Genomic DNA, 17,070 nt, shown 5'->3' with positions numbered 1-17,070 from the left:
CAACCCAGACGAAAGGCAACGACATGAGCCAGCTGCTCATCCTGGCGGCTGAGGGGGAGGCCGAGAACCCTCTCATCCCGCCGATTCCTGAGCTCGTCATTGGCCTGCTCGCCTTCGTCATCGTCTTCGGCTTCCTCGCCAAGAAGCTGCTCCCGAACATCAACAAGGTTCTGGACGAGCGTCGCGAGGCCATCGAGGGCGGTATCGAGAAGGCCGAGGCCGCTCAGACCGAGGCCCAGAGCGTTCTGGAGCAGTACAAGGCCCAGCTCGCCGAGGCCCGGCACGAGGCCGCGCGTCTGCGCCAGGAGGCGCAGGAGCAGGGCGCCGCGCTCATCGCCGAGATGCGTGCGGAAGGCCAGCGGCAGCGTGAGGAGATCGTCGCCGCCGGTCACGCCCAGATCGAGGCCGACCGCAAGGCCGCCGCGTCCGCGCTGCGCCAGGACGTCGGCAAGCTCGCCACCGACCTGGCCGGCAAGCTCGTCGGCGAGTCCCTCGAGGACCACGCCCGGCAGAGCCGCGTCATCGACCGCTTCCTCGACGAGCTCGAGGAGAAGGCCGAGGCCGGACGATGAACGGAGCGAGCCGCGAGGCCCTGGCAGCCGCACGTGAGCGTCTCGACGCGCTGACGGACAACACGTCCGTCGACGCGGCCAAGCTCGCCGACGAGCTGGCCGCCGTCACCGCGCTGCTCGACCGCGAGGTGTCGCTGCGTCGGGTCCTGACCGACCCGGCGCAGGCCGGTGAGGCCAAGGCCGAGCTGGCCCAGCGCCTGCTCGGTGGCCAGGTCGGCGGGGAGACCGCCGATCTGCTGGCCGGCATGGTGCGCTCCCGCTGGTCGCAGTCGCGCGACCTGGTGGACGCGCTGGAGGAGCTGGCGGACACCGCCGACCTCACCGCCGCGCAGAAGGCGGGCACGCTCGACGACGTCGAGGACGAGCTGTTCCGGTTCGGCCGGATCGTCTCTTCGAGCACCGAGCTGCGCTCCGCGCTGACCAACCGCGCCGCGTCCAAGGCGGCCAAGAGCGAGCTGCTGGGCAGCCTGCTCGGCGGCCGGGCCAAGGCGACCACCGAGCGTCTGGTGACGCGTCTTGTGACCGCGCCGCGTGGACGTAGCCTGGAGTCGGGACTGGAGTCCCTGTCCAAGCTCGCCGCCGAGCGCCGGGACCGCATGGTCGCCGTCGTCACCTCGGCGGTGCCGCTGAGCGACGTACAGAAGCAGCGCCTGGGCGCCGCCCTCGCGAAGCTCTACGGCCGCAAGATGCACCTCAACCTGGACGTGGACCCCGAGGTCGTCGGCGGTATCCGGGTGCAGGTCGGCGACGAGGTCATCAACGGCTCCCTCGCGGACCGTATCGAGGACGCCGGCCGCCGACTGGCGAGCTAGCGGCAACTTAATAGCAGTACGTACTTACGACGGCCCATGTTGGGCCGTGCAGAGGATTCCTGGGGGTCGCCCCCAGACCCCCAAAGTGAAACTTCGGGCCCAACAAGGAGAGCAGGGAACCCAGATGGCGGAGCTCACGATCCGGCCGGAGGAGATCCGGGACGCACTGGAGACCTTCGTCCAGTCGTACAAGCCGGACGCGGCCTCGCGCGAGGAGGTCGGTACGGTCACCCTTGCCGGCGACGGCATCGCGAAGGTCGAGGGTCTGCCCTCGGCCATGGCCAACGAACTGCTGAAGTTCGAGGACGGCACCCTCGGCCTCGCCCTCAACCTCGAGGAGCGCGAGATCGGTGCCATCGTCCTCGGTGAGTTCAGCGGCATCGAGGAGGGTCAGCCGGTGCAGCGCACCGGTGAGGTTCTCTCCGTCGCGGTGGGCGAGGGCTACCTCGGCCGCGTCGTCGACCCGCTCGGCAACCCGATCGACGGCCTCGGCGAGATCGAGACGTCCGGCCGCCGCGCCCTCGAGCTGCAGGCCCCCACGGTCATGCAGCGCAAGTCGGTGCACGAGCCGATGGAGACCGGCTACAAGGCCGTCGACGCGATGACCCCGATCGGCCGTGGCCAGCGTCAGCTGATCATCGGTGACCGCCAGACCGGCAAGACCGCCCTGGCCGTCGACACGATCATCAACCAGCGCGACAACTGGCGCACCGGCGACCCGAACAAGCAGGTCCGCTGCATCTACGTCGCCATCGGCCAGAAGGGCTCCACCATCGCGTCGGTCCGCCGCGCGCTGGAGGAGAACGGCGCGCTGGAGTACACGACCATCGTCGCCGCCCCGGCGTCCGACCCGGCCGGCTTCAAGTACCTGGCGCCGTACACCGGTTCGGCCATCGGTCAGCAGTGGATGTACGAGGGCAAGCACGTCCTCATCATCTTCGACGACCTCTCGAAGCAGGCCGACGCCTACCGCGCCGTGTCCCTGCTGCTGCGCCGCCCGCCGGGCCGTGAGGCCTACCCGGGTGACGTCTTCTACCTGCACTCCCGCCTGCTGGAGCGCTGCGCCAAGCTCTCCGACGACATGGGCGCCGGCTCGATGACCGGTCTGCCGATCGTCGAGACCAAGGCCAACGACGTCTCGGCGTTCATCCCGACCAACGTCATCTCCATCACCGACGGCCAGTGCTTCCTGGAGTCGGACCTGTTCAACGCCGGTCAGCGCCCCGCGCTGAACGTCGGTATCTCCGTCTCCCGAGTCGGTGGTTCCGCGCAGCACAAGGCGATGAAGCAGGTCTCGGGTCGTCTCCGCGTGGACCTCGCCCAGTTCCGTGAGCTGGAGGCGTTCGCCGCCTTCGGTTCCGACCTGGACGCCGCGTCGAAGGCGCAGCTGGAGCGCGGTCAGCGCATGGTCGAACTGCTGAAGCAGGCGCAGTACGAGCCGATGTCCACCGAGGACCAGGTCGTCTCCGTCTGGGCCGGCACCACCGGCAAGATGGACGACGTGCCGGTCGCCGACATCCGCCGCTTCGAGAAGGAGCTGCTTGAGTACCTGCACCGCAAGGAGCAGGGCCTCATGACCTCCATCAAGGAGGGCGGCAAGATGTCGGACGACACGCTCACCGCCGTCGCCGACGCCATCGCCGAGTTCAAGAAGCAGTTCGAGACCTCGGACGGCAAGCTGCTCGGCGAAGAGGCCGGCCCGAAGGCGACCAGCGCCTCCAAGTGACGTAAGGAAGGGACCTGACTCATGGGAGCCCAGCTCCGGGTCTACAAGCGTCGCATCCGATCCGTCACCGCGACCAAGAAGATCACGAAGGCGATGGAGATGATCGCCGCCTCGCGCGTCGTCAAGGCGCAGCGCAAGGTGGCGGCCTCCACGCCGTACGCGACCGAGCTCACCCGCGCGGTCACGGCGGTCGGCACCGGCTCGAACACCAAGCACCCGCTGACCACGCAGGCCGACACGGTCACGCGGTCCGCGGTGCTGCTCCTCACGAGCGACCGTGGCCTTGCCGGCGCCTTCAACTCCAACGCCATCAAGGCGGCGGAGCAGCTGACCGAGCGCCTGGAGCGCGAGGGCAAGCAGGTCGACGTCTACATCGTCGGCCGGCGCGGTGTCGCCCACTACAACTTCCGTGAGCGCAAGATCGCGGAGTCGTGGAGCGGCTTCACCGACGAGCCCACGTACGCGGACGCCAAGAAGGTCGCGGCCCCGCTGATCGAGGCCATCGAGACGGCGACGGCCGAGGGCGGCGTGGACGAGCTCCACATCGTCTACACCGAGTTCGTGTCGATGATGACCCAGCAGGCGCTGGATGCACGTCTGCTGCCGCTCAGCCTCGAAGAGGTCGCGGAGGAGTCGCACACCAAGGGCGAGATCCTTCCGCTGTACGACTTCGAGCCGTCGGCGGAGGACGTCCTCGACGCCCTGCTGCCGCGCTACGTGGAAAGCCGTATCTACAACGCGCTGCTCCAGTCGGCCGCCTCCAAGCACGCCGCCACGCGGCGCGCGATGAAGTCGGCCACCGACAACGCGGGCGAGCTGATCAACACGCTCTCCCGTCTTGCCAACGCGGCCCGCCAGGCCGAAATCACCCAGGAAATCAGCGAGATCGTCGGTGGCGCCAGCGCCCTGGCCGACGCGACCGCGGGGAGTGACCGATAAATGACCACCACTGTTGAGACCGCGACGGCTACGGGCCGCGTCGCCCGGGTCATCGGCCCGGTCGTCGACGTGGAGTTCCCCGTCGACGCGATGCCGGACATCTACAACGCCCTTCACGTCGAGGTGGCCGACCCGGCCAACGCCGGCGAGAAGAAGACGCTGACCCTGGAGGTCGCCCAGCACCTGGGTGACGGCCTGGTCCGCACCATCTCCATGCAGCCCACCGACGGTCTGGTCCGCCAGGCCCCGGTCACCGACACCGGCGACGGCATCACCGTCCCGGTCGGCGACTTCACCAAGGGCAAGGTGTTCAACACCCTCGGTGAGGTGCTGAACGTCGACGAGCAGTACGAGGGCGAGCGCTGGTCCATCCACCGCAAGGCCCCGAACTTCGACGAGCTCGAGTCGAAGACCGAGATGTTCGAGACCGGCGTCAAGGTCATCGACCTGCTGACCCCGTACGTCAAGGGCGGCAAGATCGGTCTGTTCGGCGGCGCCGGCGTCGGCAAGACGGTGCTCATCCAGGAGATGATCTACCGCGTCGCCAACAACCACGACGGTGTGTCGGTGTTCGCCGGTGTCGGTGAGCGCACCCGTGAGGGCAACGACCTCATCGACGAGATGAGCGAGTCGGGCGTCATCGACAAGACCGCGCTGGTCTTCGGTCAGATGGACGAGCCCCCGGGCACCCGTCTGCGCGTGGCCCTCGCCGGTCTGACCATGGCGGAGTACTTCCGCGATGTGCAGAAGCAGGACGTGCTGTTCTTCATCGACAACATCTTCCGCTTCACGCAGGCCGGTTCCGAGGTGTCGACCCTGCTCGGCCGTATGCCCTCCGCGGTGGGTTACCAGCCGAACCTGGCCGACGAGATGGGTCTCCTCCAGGAGCGCATCACCTCGACCCGTGGTCACTCGATCACCTCGATGCAGGCGATCTACGTCCCCGCGGACGACCTGACCGACCCGGCCCCGGCCACCACCTTCGCCCACCTCGACGCGACGACGGTTCTGTCCCGTCCGATCTCCGAGAAGGGCATCTACCCGGCCGTGGACCCGCTGGACTCCACGTCCCGGATCCTGGACCCGCGCTACATCGCGCAGGACCACTACAACACCGCGATGCGCGTCAAGGGGATCCTGCAGAAGTACAAGGACCTCCAGGACATCATCGCGATCCTCGGTATCGACGAGCTCAGCGAGGAGGACAAGCTGGTCGTCCAGCGTGCCCGCCGCGTCGAGCGCTTCCTGTCCCAGAACACGCACGTCGCCAAGCAGTTCACCGGTGTGGACGGCTCGGACGTGCCGCTGGACGAGTCGATCACCGCGTTCAACGCGATCTGCGACGGTGAGTTCGACCACTTCCCGGAGCAGGCGTTCTTCATGTGCGGTGGTCTCGAGGACCTCAAGAAGAACGCGAAGGAGCTGGGCGTCTCCTGACGCACCGGTCTTCGTGAGCCATTGAGCTCTTGATGAGGGGGGCGGGGCACGTCCCGCCCCCCTCGTCACGCCTACTAGACTTGTAACCAACACCCGGCACAACCGCCGGGTGGTGACCCGAGGAGCCACCTTGGCTGCTGAGCTGCACGTCGCGCTGGTCGCCGCCGACCGTGAGGTCTGGTCGGGCCAGGCCACCCTGGTCGTCGCGCGCACCACGTCCGGCGACATCGGCGTCATGCCCGGTCACCAGCCGCTGCTCGGTGTGCTGGAGTCGGGCCCGGTGACCATCCGTACGAGTGACGGTGGGACCGTCATCGCCGCGGTGCACGGCGGTTTCATCTCGTTCGCCGACAACAAGCTGTCGCTGCTGGCCGAGATCGCCGAGCTGTCGGACGAGATCGACGTCCAGCGCGCGGAGCGCGAGCTCGAGCGCGCGAAGGCGGAGGGCGACGCCGCCGCCGAGCGTCGCGCGGACGTACGACTGCGGGCGGCGACGGCGCGCTGACCCCTGGGGGTACCGCCCGGGCCCTTTAGGCTCGGGGGGAGCGCACGCGATGACGTCACTCAGCCGCGGCTGGGACCGGAGCAATCCGGTGCCGGTCGCGGCTGAGGCAGATATGGAAGTTTTTTCCGTTCCGTTACCTAGGAGACGAGGAGGTCGGTGTCGATGGTCCTCGCTCTGACTGTGTGCGGAATCGTTGTCGCCCTCGTGGTGCTGGGGCTGTTCGTCTTCGGCCTGCGCCGCAGGCTCATCCAGCGCTCCGGCGGCACCTTCGACTGTTCCCTGCGCTGGGACGTGCCGGAGAAACCCGACCCCAGCGGCAAGGGCTGGAGCTACGGCGTCGCCCGTTACAACGGCGACCGCATCGAGTGGTACCGCGTCTTCTCCTACGCCTACCGCCCGCGCCGCATCCTGGAGCGCGCGTCGATCGAGGTGGCCGGCCGCCGTGTCCCGGACGGCGAGGAGGAGCTGGCGCTGCTCTCCGACGCCGTCATCCTCGTCTGTCTGCACCGGGGCACGCGCCTGGAACTCGCCATGAGCGAAGACGCGCTGACCGGTTTCCTCGCGTGGCTGGAAGCAGCCCCGCCCGGTCAGCGCGTCAACGTTGCCTAGGGGCCAGTGACCCCTTTCGGGTAACTCCTTACGACAGCCCGCTGTTGATGGCGCTCACCAGCTCGCCGTTGCTGCTGTCACCGCTGAACTCCCAGAAGAACGCGCCGCCGAGCCCCTGGTTCTTGGCCCAGCTCATCTTCCCGGCGATCGTCGAGGGAGTGTCGTACGACCACCAGTTGCTGCCGCAGTGCGCGTACGCGGTGCCCGCGACCGTGCCGGTGGCCGGGCAGGACGTCTTGAGGACCTTGTAGTCCTCGATGCCCGCCTCGTAGGTGCCGGTCGCCGGACCCGTGGCGGTGCCGCCGGGGGCGGACTGGGTGACGCCGGTCCAGCCGCGGCCGTAGAAGCCGATGCCGAGCAGCAGCTTGCTCGCTGGGACGCCCTTGGCCTTGAGCTTGGCGATCGCGGCCGCCGAGTTGAAGCCCTCCTTCGGGATGCCGGTGTACGACGTGAGCGGCGAGTGCGGGGCGGTCGGGCCGGTCTTGTCCCAGGCGCCGAAGTAGTCGTAGGTCATCACGTTGTACCAGTCGAGGTACTGCGCGGCGCCGCCGTAGTCGGCCGCGTCGATCTTGCCGCCGGACGAGGCGTCGGCGGTGATGGCGGCGGTGATCAGGTAGTTCGAGCCGAACTCGGCACGCAGTGCCTGGGAGAGGTTCTTGAAGGCCGCCGCGCCGGAGGTGTCACAGGTCAGGCCGCAGGCGTTCGGGTACTCCCAGTCGATGTCGATGCCGTCGAAGACGTCGGCCCAGCGCGGGTCCTCCACGACGGCCTTGCAGGACTTGGCGAAGGCTGCGGCGTTGGCCGCGGCCTGGCCGAAGCCGCCGGAGTAGGTCCAGCCGCCGAACGAGTACAGCACCTTGATGTGCGGGTACTTGGCCTTCAGCTGGCGCAGCTGGTTGAAGTTGCCGCGCAGCGGCTGGTCCCAGGTGTCGGCGGTGCCGCTGACGGACTGGTCGGCGGTGTAGGCCTTGTCGTAGGCGGCGTAGGTGTCGTCGACGGTGCACTGACCGTTCTTGACGTTGCCGAACGCGTAGTTGATGTGCGTGATCTTCGAGGCGGAGCCCGAGGTCACCAGGTTCTTTACGTGGTAGTTGCGGCCGTAGACGCCCCACTCGGTGAAGTAGCCGAGCTTGACCTTGTCGCCGGTCGGCGGCGGTTCCGTGGTGCCGCCGGTGGTGCGCACCGCGCGGGCGCCGCTGACCGGGCCGGTCTGGTCGGCGGTGTCACGGGCCTGGACGGTGTAGGAGTAGTCGGTGCCGGCGGTCAGGCCGGTGTCGTTGTACGACGTGGTCGTCACCGTGGCTACCTTGGTGCCGTCGCGCAGGACGTCGTAGTTCTTGACGCCCTTGTCGTCGGTGGCGGCCGACCAGGTCAGCTTCACCGAGGTGTTGGTGATGTCGGAGGCGCTGGGCGTGCCGGGGGCGGAGGGCGGGTTGTCGCCGGGGACGCTGCCGCCGTCGCAGCTGCCGCCGTTGAGCTTGCAGTTCGCGGGGGAGCCGGAGCCGGTGCCGTTGAAGCCGAAGGTGACGGAGGCGCCGGGGGCGAGGGTGCCGTTCCAGGACTTGTTCCTGGCGGTCCAGTGGGTGCCCGACGAGGTGACGTCGGCGTCCCAGGCGGAGGTGACGGACGTGCCGGAGGGGAAGTCCCACTCGACGGTCCAGGAGCCGATGCTCGTGGTGCCGGTGTTCTTCACCGTCCACTTGCCCTCGAAGCCGGAGCCCCAGTCCTGGGTCTTGGTGTAGGTCGCGGTGGCGGACGTCGCGGCCTCGGCGGGGCTCGCCAGGCCGACGAGACCGGCCAGCGGGAGCAACAGGGTCGCGAACCCTGCCGCGGCTCTGTGTCTGAAGCGCATGCTGCGCCTCCTTGTTGGGGAGTCAGGGGCAGGCATGACTGAGCCTCATGCCGCACTCATGGTGCGGTGAGAATAGAAAGGTCTGGACCACGGGTCAATAGGTCTGGACCACTAGCCCTTTTGAGGGTTCTGTCATGCCCCCTGGATCCCCAACTCCTGCGCCAGAACCGCCGCTTGGACCCGGCTGCGCAGCTCCAGCTTCCCCAGCAACCGGCTGACGTGCGTCTTCACCGTCGCCTCGGCCATGTCGAGCCGGGTCGCGATGTCGGCGTTGGACAGGCCTTCGCCGAGGCAGGACAGCACCTCGCGCTCGCGGCGCGTGAGGGCGTCCAGCACGGACGGGTCGGCCGTCGGCTCCCGCACGGGCTTCGCGGCGAACTCGGCGATCAGGCGCCGGGTGACGGCCGGGGCGATCAGGCCCTCCCCGCGTGCCACCGTCCGCACGGCCTCGATCAGGTCCTTCGCCTCCGTGTTCTTCAGCAGGAACCCCGCGGCCCCGGCCCGCAGCGCCCCGAACACGTACTCGTCGAGGTCGAAGGTGGTGAGCACGAGGACGTCGGCCAGCCGCTCGGCGACCACCTGCCGGGTCGCCGAGACCCCGTCCAGGCGCGGCATCTGAATGTCCATCAGCACCAGGTCGGGCCGCAGCTCGCGGGCCATGGCGACCGCCTGCTCGCCGTCCGCCGCCTCGCCGACCACCTCGATGTCGGGCGCGCTGCGCAGGATGAGGACCAGCCCGGCGCGGACGGCGGACTGGTCCTCGGCGACCAGGACGCGGATCATTCTCTGTCTCCTTCGGTCACGGGGAGCGTGGCGCGTACGACCCAGATCTTGCCGTCGCCCGAGTCCGGGTCCTGGGCGGGGCCGGCCTCGAAGTCGCCGCCCAGCAGCGCGACGCGCTCCCGCATCCCGACCAGCCCGGCGCCCGAGCCGGGGGCGCGCGGCCCGTCGCGGTCGCCGAAGGGGCTGGTCACGGCGACGGTGAGGGAGCCGTCCCGCTGGGCGAGGGCCACGGTGACCCGGCCGGGGCAGGCGTGCTTGAGGGCGTTGGTGAGGCACTCCTGGACGATGCGGTAGGCGGCGAGCTCGACGGGGGCGGGCAGCCTGCCGTACTCGCTGTCGAGGGTGACGTCCAGGCCGTTGTTGCGGGCGCCCTCGACCAGGGAACCGAGCCCTTCGAGCGTCGGGGCGGCGGCAGGTTCCAGGTCACCGCTGCTGTCGCGCAGGATGCCGATCAGGCGGCGCATCTCGGACAGTCCCTCGACGCTGTTCTCCCGAATGACGGTAAGGGCGTCCCGGGAGGTCTGCGGGTCGTCGAGGGAGAGCGCGGCGGTGGAGTGGATGGCGATGGCGGAGAGATGGTTGGCGACCATGTCGTGCAGCTCGCGGGCCATCCGGGCCCGCTCGGCGCCGACGGCCTGCGTGCGGTCCATCTCGGCGAGCAGCGCGGTCTGCTCGGCCCGTAGCCGGGCCGTCTCGGCGGCATCGCGGTGGTAGCGGACGAGCGCGCCGGTCGCTGCCGGGGCGAAGGAGACCACACCGGTCAGGAATCCGATCAGCAGCGCCTCGGGCGCCCGCCACCAGACGAGGAACCCGATCGTCACACCCGCGGTGACCAGGCCCGTGCTGATGGGCAGGCGGCGGGCGGCGGCGGGGGTGCCGTACAGGGCGGCCGCGTACATGAGATCCGTGTACATCGTGATCGTGGCGATGCTGCTGACCGTGAACTGGTCGAGGACCAGCATGACGGTGCCGAGGACGACAGCGGGCTGGGGTCTGGTCCTGCGCAGCAGTTCCAGCGAGGCCATCACGACGAGGGGCAGCAGCACCCAGGCCCCCGGCAGAACCCGGCCCGGGTTCAGATTCAGTCCGAGCGCCCAGAACAGGATGCCGCAGAGCAGCCCGGCGACGGCGACGCAGACGTCGAAGCGGTGCGGGCGGGGCAGTCGTACGGCCATGTCCCCATCCAACACGGGCCGGACGCTCACCGCTTGATGCTCGCGAAGGGTCCTGGACTGCATCTTTCGATGTACCGCCACTTCGTCACCGCCGACGACGAAACCCGCCGGTCCCGACGAGAGCCTGGAAGGAGGATCGAGAGGAGCGAGTTGTGATCGTCGGACTGATCGTCGCGTGCGAGGTGGCCTTCTGGGTGCTGCTCGCGGCGGGACTGGCCTTCCGGTACGTGTTCCGGATGCCGCGGGTGGGTCTCGCGCTGCTGCTGTGCGAACCGCTGCTGGAGGTCGTGCTGTTCACCGTCACGGCGATCGATCTCAAGAACGGCGCGGAGCCCGACTGGAAGCACGGCCTCGCCGCCGTCTACATCGGCTTCACCGTGGGCCTGGGCCACTCCACGATCAAGTGGGCCGACGCCCGTGTCGCCCACCGTTTCGCGGGCGGTCCGCCGCCGGTCCGGCCGCCGAAGTACGGCACGGCCCGCGCCGTCCACGAATGGAGGGTCGCGGGCCGCTGGATCCTCGCGGCGGTGGTCGCCATGGCCCTGCTCCAGGCCGCGGTCTGGTACGTCGGCGGCGACGGCGAGACCGACTCGCTGCGGGCGTGGCAGCAGCGCATGCTGTGGGTGATCGGCATCAACGTGGTCATCGCCGGGAGCTACACGCTGTTCCCGAAGCGGGAGCCCGCCAAGCTGCCCTAACGCTCCCCGCCGGGCACCCAGAGCACATCGCCGACGTCCTTGTTGGCCGTGCGGGCCAGGATGAACAGCAGGTCCGACAGCCGGTTGAGGTAGGTCGCGGTCAGCGGGTTCATCACCTCGCCGTGGACCTCAAGGGCCGCCCACGTGGAGCGCTCGGCGCGGCGTACGACCGTGCAGGCCTGGTGGAGGAGGGCCGCTCCCGGTGTGCCGCCCGGCAGGATGAAGGACCGCAGCTTCTCCAGCTGCTCGTTGAAGCGGTCGCAGTCCGCCTCCAGCTTGTCGATGTAGAACTGCTCGACCCTCAGCGGCGGGAACTCCGGGTTCTCCACCACTGGCGTCGACAGGTCCGCACCCACGTCGAACAGGTCGTTCTGCACGCGGGTGAGGACCTTGACGATCTCCTTGTCCAGGTTCCCCAGCGCGATCGCCGTGCCGATCACGGCGTTCGCCTCGTTGGCGTCCGCGTACGCGGAGATCCGCAGATCGGTCTTGGCGACCCGGCTCATGTCGCCGAGGGCGGTGGTGCCCTGGTCGCCGGTCCTGGTGTAGATGCGCGTCAGATTGACCATGTGGCCAGCGTAGTTACGCTCCGGCCGTCCGGAAGACCCGTGTGCCCACCGTCACGGCCAGTGCGGTGAGAGCGACGGCGACCAGGACGCCGTACAGCATGGGGGCCGAGCCGTACGAGCCCACGTACGCGTCCCGCATCGCGTCCACCAGATAGCGGAACGGCATGAAGTGGGAGAGGACGTCCAGCCAGGCCGGCCCGAGGGTCATCGGGAGCATCAGGCCCGACAGCAGCATGGACGGCATGCTCACGGCGTTGATCAGGGGCCCGAACTCCTGCGGGGTGCGGACCTTCATCGCCACCGCGTACGACAGCGAGGCCAGCGACACGGTGAGCAGACCGACGAACCCGAAGCCGATCAGTACCCCGGTGAGCGGGGCGCGCAGCCCCATCACCACCGCCGCCAGCACCAGCAGCACCGCCTGGAAGACGAACACCGTGGCGTCGCGCAGCACCCGGCCGAGCAGCAGGGCGAGGCGGCTGACGGGAGTGACCCGCATCCGCTCCACCACTCCCTGCCCCTTCAAGTTGTCGCGCTGGGTGCGCGCCCGGGACGAGGGCGAGTCGGCCGCCCGGGCCGTGCTGCGCGAACTGCGCGCGGAGGTGGAGGCGGTCTCGCCCCGGCTCGGTCTCATGGAGGGCTACGACCGCTTCATGCGCGTCATCCACGAGGCGCCGCCCCTGCGCTCCCGGCTGTGGAGCCTCCAGCAGGAGATCCACGACCACCTCGAAGCCACCCTGCGCGAGGAGACCGGAGCGCCCGACGGCGACCCGCTGCCGGGTCTGATCGCCGGTCAGATCTCCTGGACCCATCAGACGGTCTTCGTCACCGTCGGCCGCGAGATGCTCAAGGGGCGCAATCCGGGCGAAGTGTCACGAGAGGTGCTGGTGCTTCTCGACGACATCGAGGAGCTGTTGAGCGAGAAGGTGCTCAACTACGCCGTCCGAGGCGCGGAATGACCCGTGCCGGTGTGATGTCCGTCAGATGAGACGTGACTCGCGTTACTAACCGGTCACACCGTCCCTCACGAGCGCTAAGGTCCGCCGAAGAGGCAACCTAAACAGGGTGTAAGGCGTTTCAAAGGGGAGTCGCAACAGTGGCACGGAAGCTTGCCGTCATCGGCGCCGGCTTGATGGGTTCCGGGATCGCCCAGGTCTCCGCGCAGGCGGGCTGGGACGTGGTCCTGCGTGACGTCACCGACGAAGCGCTCAAGCGTGGCACCGACGGCATCAAGGCGTCGTACGACAAGTTCGTCAGCAAGGGCAAGCTGGAGGCGCACGACGCCGACGCCGCTCTCGCCCGTATCACCGCGACCACCGACCTGGACGCCGCCGCCGACGCGGACGTCGTCGTCGAGGCCGTCTTCGAGAAGCTCGAGGTCAAGCACGAGATCTTCCGCACGCTCGACAAGATCGTGCGCGAGGACACCGTGCTCGCCTCCAACACCTCCGCGATCCCGATCACCAAGATCGCGGCGGCGACGGAGCACCCCGAGCGGGTCGTCGGCGTCCACTTCTTCTCGCCGGTGCCCATGATGCAGCTCGTCGAGCTGGTCCGCGGGTACAAGACGAGCGACGAAACCCTCGCCACCGCGCGGGAGTTCGCCGAGTCCGTCGGCAAGACCTGCATCGTCGTCAACCGGGACGTGGCCGGCTTCGTCACCACCCGGCTGATCTCGGCGCTCGTCGTCGAGGCCACCAAGCTTTACGAGTCGGGCGTCGCCACCGCCGAGGACATCGACCTCGCCTGCAAGCTGGGCTTCGGTCACGCCATGGGCCCGCTCGCGACGGCCGACCTCACGGGCGTCGACATCCTGCTGCACGCCACCAGCAACATCTACACCGAGTCCCAGGACGAGAAGTTCGCCCCGCCGGAGCTGATGCGCCGGATGGTGGACGCGGGTGACATCGGCCGCAAGAGCGGGCAAGGCTTTTACAGCTACTGAGCATCCGTAAAACCGCACAGTCCCCGGGCGTGTCACGCGATGGGGTGAATTCGGTATCGGTTCGCTTACAGACGGCAACCTCTGACCGCTCAACGCAGTCAGAGGTTGCATCACCGGCCACAGCGAAGACTCATAGCAAGCACAGGCACTGACAAAGCATCGCGGAGCACGAACGCACGCTTGGGGAGCGCATATGCACATCAGGGGCGACCACGCCGAACTGGTCGTCGGGGGCGTCCTCGACGTCCGCAGCGCGGCGGACGCCCGTACGGTCCTGCACTCGGCCGTCGACGACGGAGTCGGCGATCTGGTGCTGGACCTGTCCGAGCTGGACTCCTGGGACGCCACCGGACTCGGGGTGATCATGGGGGCCCACCGGCGGGCCGGCCGCTGCGGCCGGCGCCTGGTGCTGCGCGGCGTACCGCCGCAGATGCAGCGCCTGCTGGTGGCCACCCGGCTGCACCGGATCCTGGCGATCGAAGGCGGCATCGGGGTGGAGTCACTGCCCCGGGTGTGACACCCGGCACGGGTGGGGCGGGACAGTCGGGCGTTCCGGCTGCGAAGCGCACGTCGCACGCAATCCTCATGAGACTGTGACGTCTCGGGCGGCGCGGTACCCCGACCTGTCGTAGATACTGTGCGAAGGTTTAGGGTTCGGCTGCCCGCCGACTAGTCACACCCCTTCGAGCGGGCCCGGACCAGAAGCGACAGCGCGGTGTGCAAAGGCCGGGAGGGGCCCGGGTCCTGTCACCGGAGACAGGAACCTCAGCACACGACGCTTTTGGGGGGCTAGAACCTATGGACCCGAACAACCGGGGACCCGAGGAGTACGGCCATGACGCCGGCGGCCAGTCGTCGCGCCAGCGCCCGCCCAGGGATCCCCTCACACCCGACTTCGGACAGCACTCGCCCGCACTCGCCCGCACGGTGCAACTGGTCTCGGGCGACCACCTGCTCACCGTCAACCCCGTCGACGGCAGCGAGATCGAGGTCTGCCCGCCGGGGGAGCGTCCCGCGCGGCCGCAGAAGCTGAGCCCGGCCGAGCGTGCCGAGGCCGACCGCGCCGCCAGGCCGCCGGTCCCGCCCGGCCCGACCCGCCCCGCGCAGCCCCTGCTGGCCCGCCAGGAGGAGCGCGAGCAACTGGTACGGATGCTCGCCCGCGGCCGCTCCGTACGCCTGGTCGGCTCCCCGGGCGCCGGCCGCACCAGCCTCCTCGACCTCGTCGCCGAGGACTGCACCGACCTGGCCCCCGACGGCGTGGTCCGCCTCACCGGCTTCCACCGCACGCCCGAGGACCTGCTGTACGACCTCTTCTACGCCGTCCACAGCGCGCCCCTGCACCGCCCGGATCAGGACGAACTGCTCTCCTTCGTCCGGGAGATCGGCGCCGTCGTCGTCCTGGACGACATCGAGTTCGGCGGCGCCGCGCTCGACGAACTGCTGGACGCGACCCCCGAGTGCGCCTTCCTGATCGGCGCCACCCCCGACGTACCCGCGCCGTCCGCCGATTCCGGCATCGAGGACGTCGTCCTCGCCGGTCTCGACCGCGCCGACAGCGTGGAGCTCCTGGAGCGTCAGGTCGGCCGCGTCCTCACCGAGGACGAGTCGAACTGGGCGGGCGACCTGTGGTTCGAGTCGGAGGGCCTGCCCCTGCGGTTCGTCCAGGCCGGGGCGCTGCTGCGGCAGCGGGACCGGCTGCGGGCCGGGGCGGACGCCGTCGACGAGTACGGGGTCTTCGAGGACGCGCCGCCGGCCGACGAGTCCTTCGACGTACCGGCCGGTAGCGAGTCCGGCGGCGAGGAGGTGCCTCTGCCGTCGCTCGGCGAGGCCGCCGGGCCCGCCCCGCTGCTCGCCTCACGGCTCAGCGCCTCGGCCCGCGCCACCCTGAAGTTCGCCGTCGCGCTCGGCGGCGAGGTGCCGCACCAGGCGCATCTGCCCGCGCTGGTCGGCGACACCCACGCGGACGCCGCGCTGGGCGAGCTCGCCGACTGCGGGCTCGTCTCACCCGTCGGCTCCCGCTACCGGCTCGCCGCCGGCGTCCAGGCCCAGCTGGAGGCCGCCGGATACGCCGAGGACGTGCAGGACAGCGCCCTCAGCGCCGCCCGGCACTACACCTGGTGGGCCGGGCACCCCTCGGTCACACCGGAGCGCGTGTGCGCCGAGGCGGACGCCGTGCTCGCCGCGCTGGGCGTGCTCGTGCCGGGTACGACGCCGCCCGCCGAGGGCGAGGAGAGCCCGACCGTGCAGCTGGCCCGTACGGCCGCGCCCGCGTTCGCCGCGGGGCTGCACTGGAGCGCCTGGGAGCGGGCGCTGCGGGCGGGCGCCGAGGCCGCCCGGCTGGCCGGTGACGTCACCGAGCAGGCCTACTTCCACCACGAGTTGGGCGTCCTCGCGCTCTGCGGCGGCCGGCTGGACCGGGCCCGTACCGAGCTGGAGACCTCCATCGGGCTGCGCGGCGCCCTCGCCGACAAGCGCGGCACGGTGGCGGGACGCCGTGCCCTCGCGCTCGTCTCGGACCGCTCCGGTACGACGCCCGGGGTGGCCGCCTCCCCCGCCACGGCGGGGGAGGAGGTGTCCGGCGCGCGGTACGAGGAGTCGCAGTCGCCGCCCGGAGGTGTGCCGACCGCCTTCCCGCCGGGCGGGGACAACACGACGCTGGTCACCCACCAAGCATCCTCGTCGTCGTCCACGGCGGCCTCGCACAAGGGCCGCGGCGGCGTCCGGAACTTCGCGCGGCGCAACCTGGTCGCGGCCGGCGCGGGCGCGCTGCTCGTCGCCGTGCTCGGCACGGTGGTGACCCTCGGGGCGACCTCCGACAACGATCCGGGCGACCCGTCCACCCAGGTCGGCGTCAACCCGTCCGCGAGCCAGGGCATCGGCGACGACAGCCTCGGCGCCGACAAGGCGGAGGGCGACGACGGGAAGAACTCCGGCGACACGGGTACGGCCACGAGCCGGCCCACGGATCCGGGGCCCGACGGCACCCTGGGCACGTCGGACGACCCGACGCCCACGGAGTCGGCGAGGCCGTCGGACGACCCCAGTGGCACGCAGGGTTCCGGTGGCGGTACGACGACTTCTCCGACGAAGCCGCCGTCGTCGACGACGAGGCCGCCGACCACGTCCAGGCCGCCGACGAGTCCGACGACTCGACCGACCTCGCCGTCGCCCACGCCCACGCCGACCGAGAGCACGCCGCCCACGCCGACGGAGCCGCCGACAACGGAACCGACGACCTCGGACTCGGCCAGCGGCCCCGCCTCCAGCGCCCCCGCGAGCACCTCGGCCAGCGCACCGGAGACGAGCGGGGCAGGCTCACCGAGCAGCTCGGACGCCGTGATCTGACGCACCGCTCCGCACACCGCTCCACACAAGAGGGCCGGGTCCACCCTTCGGACCCGGCCCTCACTGTCGTAGAACCGCGTACAACCGCCCAGACGTGCTGACA

General features: G+C 69.9%; 15 protein-coding genes and 2 pseudogenes. 12 read left to right on the top strand and 5 right to left on the bottom strand.

The window, feature by feature from the left end; genetic code table 11:
- Window positions 1-23: 23 nt before the first annotated feature.
- The 7 genes from ACZ7L6_RS10450 to ACZ7L6_RS10420 all read left to right on the top strand — a co-directional run bounded on the left by ACZ7L6_RS10450 (window position 24) and on the right by ACZ7L6_RS10420 (window position 6,600).
- Window positions 24-572: a F0F1 ATP synthase subunit B gene (locus ACZ7L6_RS10450; protein ID WP_471921984.1), complete on the top strand. Its 549-nt coding sequence runs from the start codon at window positions 24-26 to the stop codon at window positions 570-572.
- Window positions 569-1,384 carry a F0F1 ATP synthase subunit delta gene (locus ACZ7L6_RS10445; RefSeq protein WP_471921982.1) on the top strand — a complete coding sequence of 272 codons (816 nt, stop codon included), beginning with the start codon at window positions 569-571 and terminating at the stop codon, window positions 1,382-1,384. The genes ACZ7L6_RS10450 and ACZ7L6_RS10445 overlap by 4 nt, the downstream gene beginning before the upstream one ends.
- 124 nt (window positions 1,385-1,508) lie before the next feature.
- A complete protein-coding gene (gene atpA / locus ACZ7L6_RS10440) occupies window positions 1,509-3,110 on the top strand; it encodes a F0F1 ATP synthase subunit alpha (RefSeq protein WP_471921980.1) in 1,602 nt (533 codons plus the stop codon).
- 21 nt (window positions 3,111-3,131) lie between these two features.
- Entirely contained in the window at window positions 3,132-4,049 is a 918-nt protein-coding gene (locus tag ACZ7L6_RS10435) for a F0F1 ATP synthase subunit gamma (RefSeq protein ID WP_471921978.1), read from the top strand.
- The gene (gene atpD / locus ACZ7L6_RS10430) at window positions 4,050-5,486 is read left to right on the top strand and encodes a F0F1 ATP synthase subunit beta (RefSeq protein ID WP_394726319.1); all 1,437 of its coding nucleotides are present in this window, start codon (window positions 4,050-4,052) and stop codon (window positions 5,484-5,486) included.
- A gap of 130 nt (window positions 5,487-5,616) precedes the next feature.
- Window positions 5,617-5,991: a F0F1 ATP synthase subunit epsilon gene (locus ACZ7L6_RS10425; RefSeq protein ID WP_433047777.1), complete on the top strand. Its 375-nt coding sequence runs from the start codon at window positions 5,617-5,619 to the stop codon at window positions 5,989-5,991.
- Between the two features lie 162 nt (window positions 5,992-6,153).
- On the top strand, window positions 6,154-6,600 hold the full coding sequence (locus ACZ7L6_RS10420; protein WP_398815302.1) for a DUF2550 domain-containing protein: 447 nt from the start codon (window positions 6,154-6,156) through the stop codon (window positions 6,598-6,600).
- A 28-nt stretch (window positions 6,601-6,628) separates the two neighbouring features.
- On the opposite strand, the gene ACZ7L6_RS10415 is transcribed toward ACZ7L6_RS10420, so the two are convergent.
- The 3 genes from ACZ7L6_RS10415 to ACZ7L6_RS10405 all read right to left on the bottom strand — a co-directional run bounded on the left by ACZ7L6_RS10415 (window position 6,629) and on the right by ACZ7L6_RS10405 (window position 10,410).
- The gene (locus tag ACZ7L6_RS10415; protein ID WP_471921975.1) at window positions 6,629-8,452 is read right to left on the bottom strand and encodes a glycosyl hydrolase family 18 protein; all 1,824 of its coding nucleotides are present in this window, start codon (window positions 8,450-8,452) and stop codon (window positions 6,629-6,631) included.
- Between the two features lie 132 nt (window positions 8,453-8,584).
- Window positions 8,585-9,235 (bottom strand): response regulator, encoded by a 651-nt coding sequence (locus tag ACZ7L6_RS10410; RefSeq protein WP_471921973.1) that lies wholly within the window; start codon window positions 9,233-9,235, stop codon window positions 8,585-8,587.
- Window positions 9,232-10,410, bottom strand: coding sequence for a sensor histidine kinase (locus tag ACZ7L6_RS10405; protein WP_471923349.1), 1,179 nt, complete (start codon window positions 10,408-10,410; stop codon window positions 9,232-9,234). The genes ACZ7L6_RS10410 and ACZ7L6_RS10405 overlap by 4 nt, the downstream gene beginning before the upstream one ends.
- A gap of 152 nt (window positions 10,411-10,562) precedes the next feature.
- Here ACZ7L6_RS10405 and ACZ7L6_RS10400 point away from each other — a divergent pair, with 152 nt between their 5' ends.
- Window positions 10,563-11,108 (top strand): hypothetical protein, encoded by a 546-nt coding sequence (locus ACZ7L6_RS10400; RefSeq protein ID WP_471921971.1) that lies wholly within the window; start codon window positions 10,563-10,565, stop codon window positions 11,106-11,108.
- Here the strand turns inward: ACZ7L6_RS10400 and ACZ7L6_RS10395 are convergent.
- Together ACZ7L6_RS10395 and ACZ7L6_RS10390 are read right to left on the bottom strand one after the other, a co-directional pair.
- Window positions 11,105-11,677: a cob(I)yrinic acid a,c-diamide adenosyltransferase gene (locus ACZ7L6_RS10395; protein ID WP_471921969.1), complete on the bottom strand. Its 573-nt coding sequence runs from the start codon at window positions 11,675-11,677 to the stop codon at window positions 11,105-11,107. The genes ACZ7L6_RS10400 and ACZ7L6_RS10395 overlap by 4 nt on opposite strands.
- Before the next feature lie 13 nt (window positions 11,678-11,690).
- Window positions 11,691-12,197 (bottom strand): annotated as a pseudogene (locus tag ACZ7L6_RS10390) (ABC transporter permease); the annotation flags it as partial.
- A gap of 4 nt (window positions 12,198-12,201) precedes the next feature.
- Between ACZ7L6_RS10390 and ACZ7L6_RS10385 the strand changes: the two are divergent.
- The 4 genes and pseudogenes from ACZ7L6_RS10385 to ACZ7L6_RS10370 all read left to right on the top strand — a co-directional run.
- Window positions 12,202-12,636 (top strand): annotated as a pseudogene (locus ACZ7L6_RS10385) (TetR/AcrR family transcriptional regulator); the annotation flags it as partial.
- Between the two features lie 137 nt (window positions 12,637-12,773).
- Window positions 12,774-13,622, top strand: coding sequence for a 3-hydroxyacyl-CoA dehydrogenase family protein (locus tag ACZ7L6_RS10380; RefSeq protein ID WP_471921967.1), 849 nt, complete (start codon window positions 12,774-12,776; stop codon window positions 13,620-13,622).
- 193 nt (window positions 13,623-13,815) lie between these two features.
- Complete coding sequence (locus ACZ7L6_RS10375; protein WP_030046661.1) at window positions 13,816-14,139, top strand: STAS domain-containing protein; 324 nt, start codon at window positions 13,816-13,818, stop codon at window positions 14,137-14,139.
- Between the two features lie 281 nt (window positions 14,140-14,420).
- Window positions 14,421-16,967 carry an ATP-binding protein gene (locus ACZ7L6_RS10370; RefSeq protein WP_471921965.1) on the top strand — a complete coding sequence of 849 codons (2,547 nt, stop codon included), beginning with the start codon at window positions 14,421-14,423 and terminating at the stop codon, window positions 16,965-16,967.
- The last annotated feature ends 103 nt before the right edge of the window (window positions 16,968-17,070 follow it).

Source organism: Streptomyces sp. NPDC107522 (genome assembly GCF_055657525.1).
Note: the sequence above shows the minus strand (reverse complement) of the source record. Positions and strands in the feature narration are given on the sequence as shown.

Coding starts and splice junctions, on each gene's coding strand:
- ACZ7L6_RS10445 (WP_471921982.1), top strand. CDS start 569: ATGAACGGAGCGAGCCGCGAGGCCCTGGCAGCCGCACGTGAGCGTCTC.
- ACZ7L6_RS10420 (WP_398815302.1), top strand. CDS start 6,154: ATGGTCCTCGCTCTGACTGTGTGCGGAATCGTTGTCGCCCTCGTGGTG.
- ACZ7L6_RS10370 (WP_471921965.1), top strand. CDS start 14,421: ATGGACCCGAACAACCGGGGACCCGAGGAGTACGGCCATGACGCCGGC.
- ACZ7L6_RS10395 (WP_471921969.1), bottom strand. CDS start 11,677: ATGGTCAATCTGACGCGCATCTACACCAGGACCGGCGACCAGGGCACC.
- ACZ7L6_RS10435 (WP_471921978.1), top strand. CDS start 3,132: ATGGGAGCCCAGCTCCGGGTCTACAAGCGTCGCATCCGATCCGTCACC.
- atpD (WP_394726319.1), top strand. CDS start 4,050: ATGACCACCACTGTTGAGACCGCGACGGCTACGGGCCGCGTCGCCCGG.
- ACZ7L6_RS10375 (WP_030046661.1), top strand. CDS start 13,816: ATGCACATCAGGGGCGACCACGCCGAACTGGTCGTCGGGGGCGTCCTC.
- atpA (WP_471921980.1), top strand. CDS start 1,509: ATGGCGGAGCTCACGATCCGGCCGGAGGAGATCCGGGACGCACTGGAG.
- ACZ7L6_RS10415 (WP_471921975.1), bottom strand. CDS start 8,452: ATGCGCTTCAGACACAGAGCCGCGGCAGGGTTCGCGACCCTGTTGCTC.
- ACZ7L6_RS10410 (WP_471921973.1), bottom strand. CDS start 9,235: ATGATCCGCGTCCTGGTCGCCGAGGACCAGTCCGCCGTCCGCGCCGGG.
- ACZ7L6_RS10405 (WP_471923349.1), bottom strand. CDS start 10,410: ATGGCCGTACGACTGCCCCGCCCGCACCGCTTCGACGTCTGCGTCGCC.
- ACZ7L6_RS10450 (WP_471921984.1), top strand. CDS start 24: ATGAGCCAGCTGCTCATCCTGGCGGCTGAGGGGGAGGCCGAGAACCCT.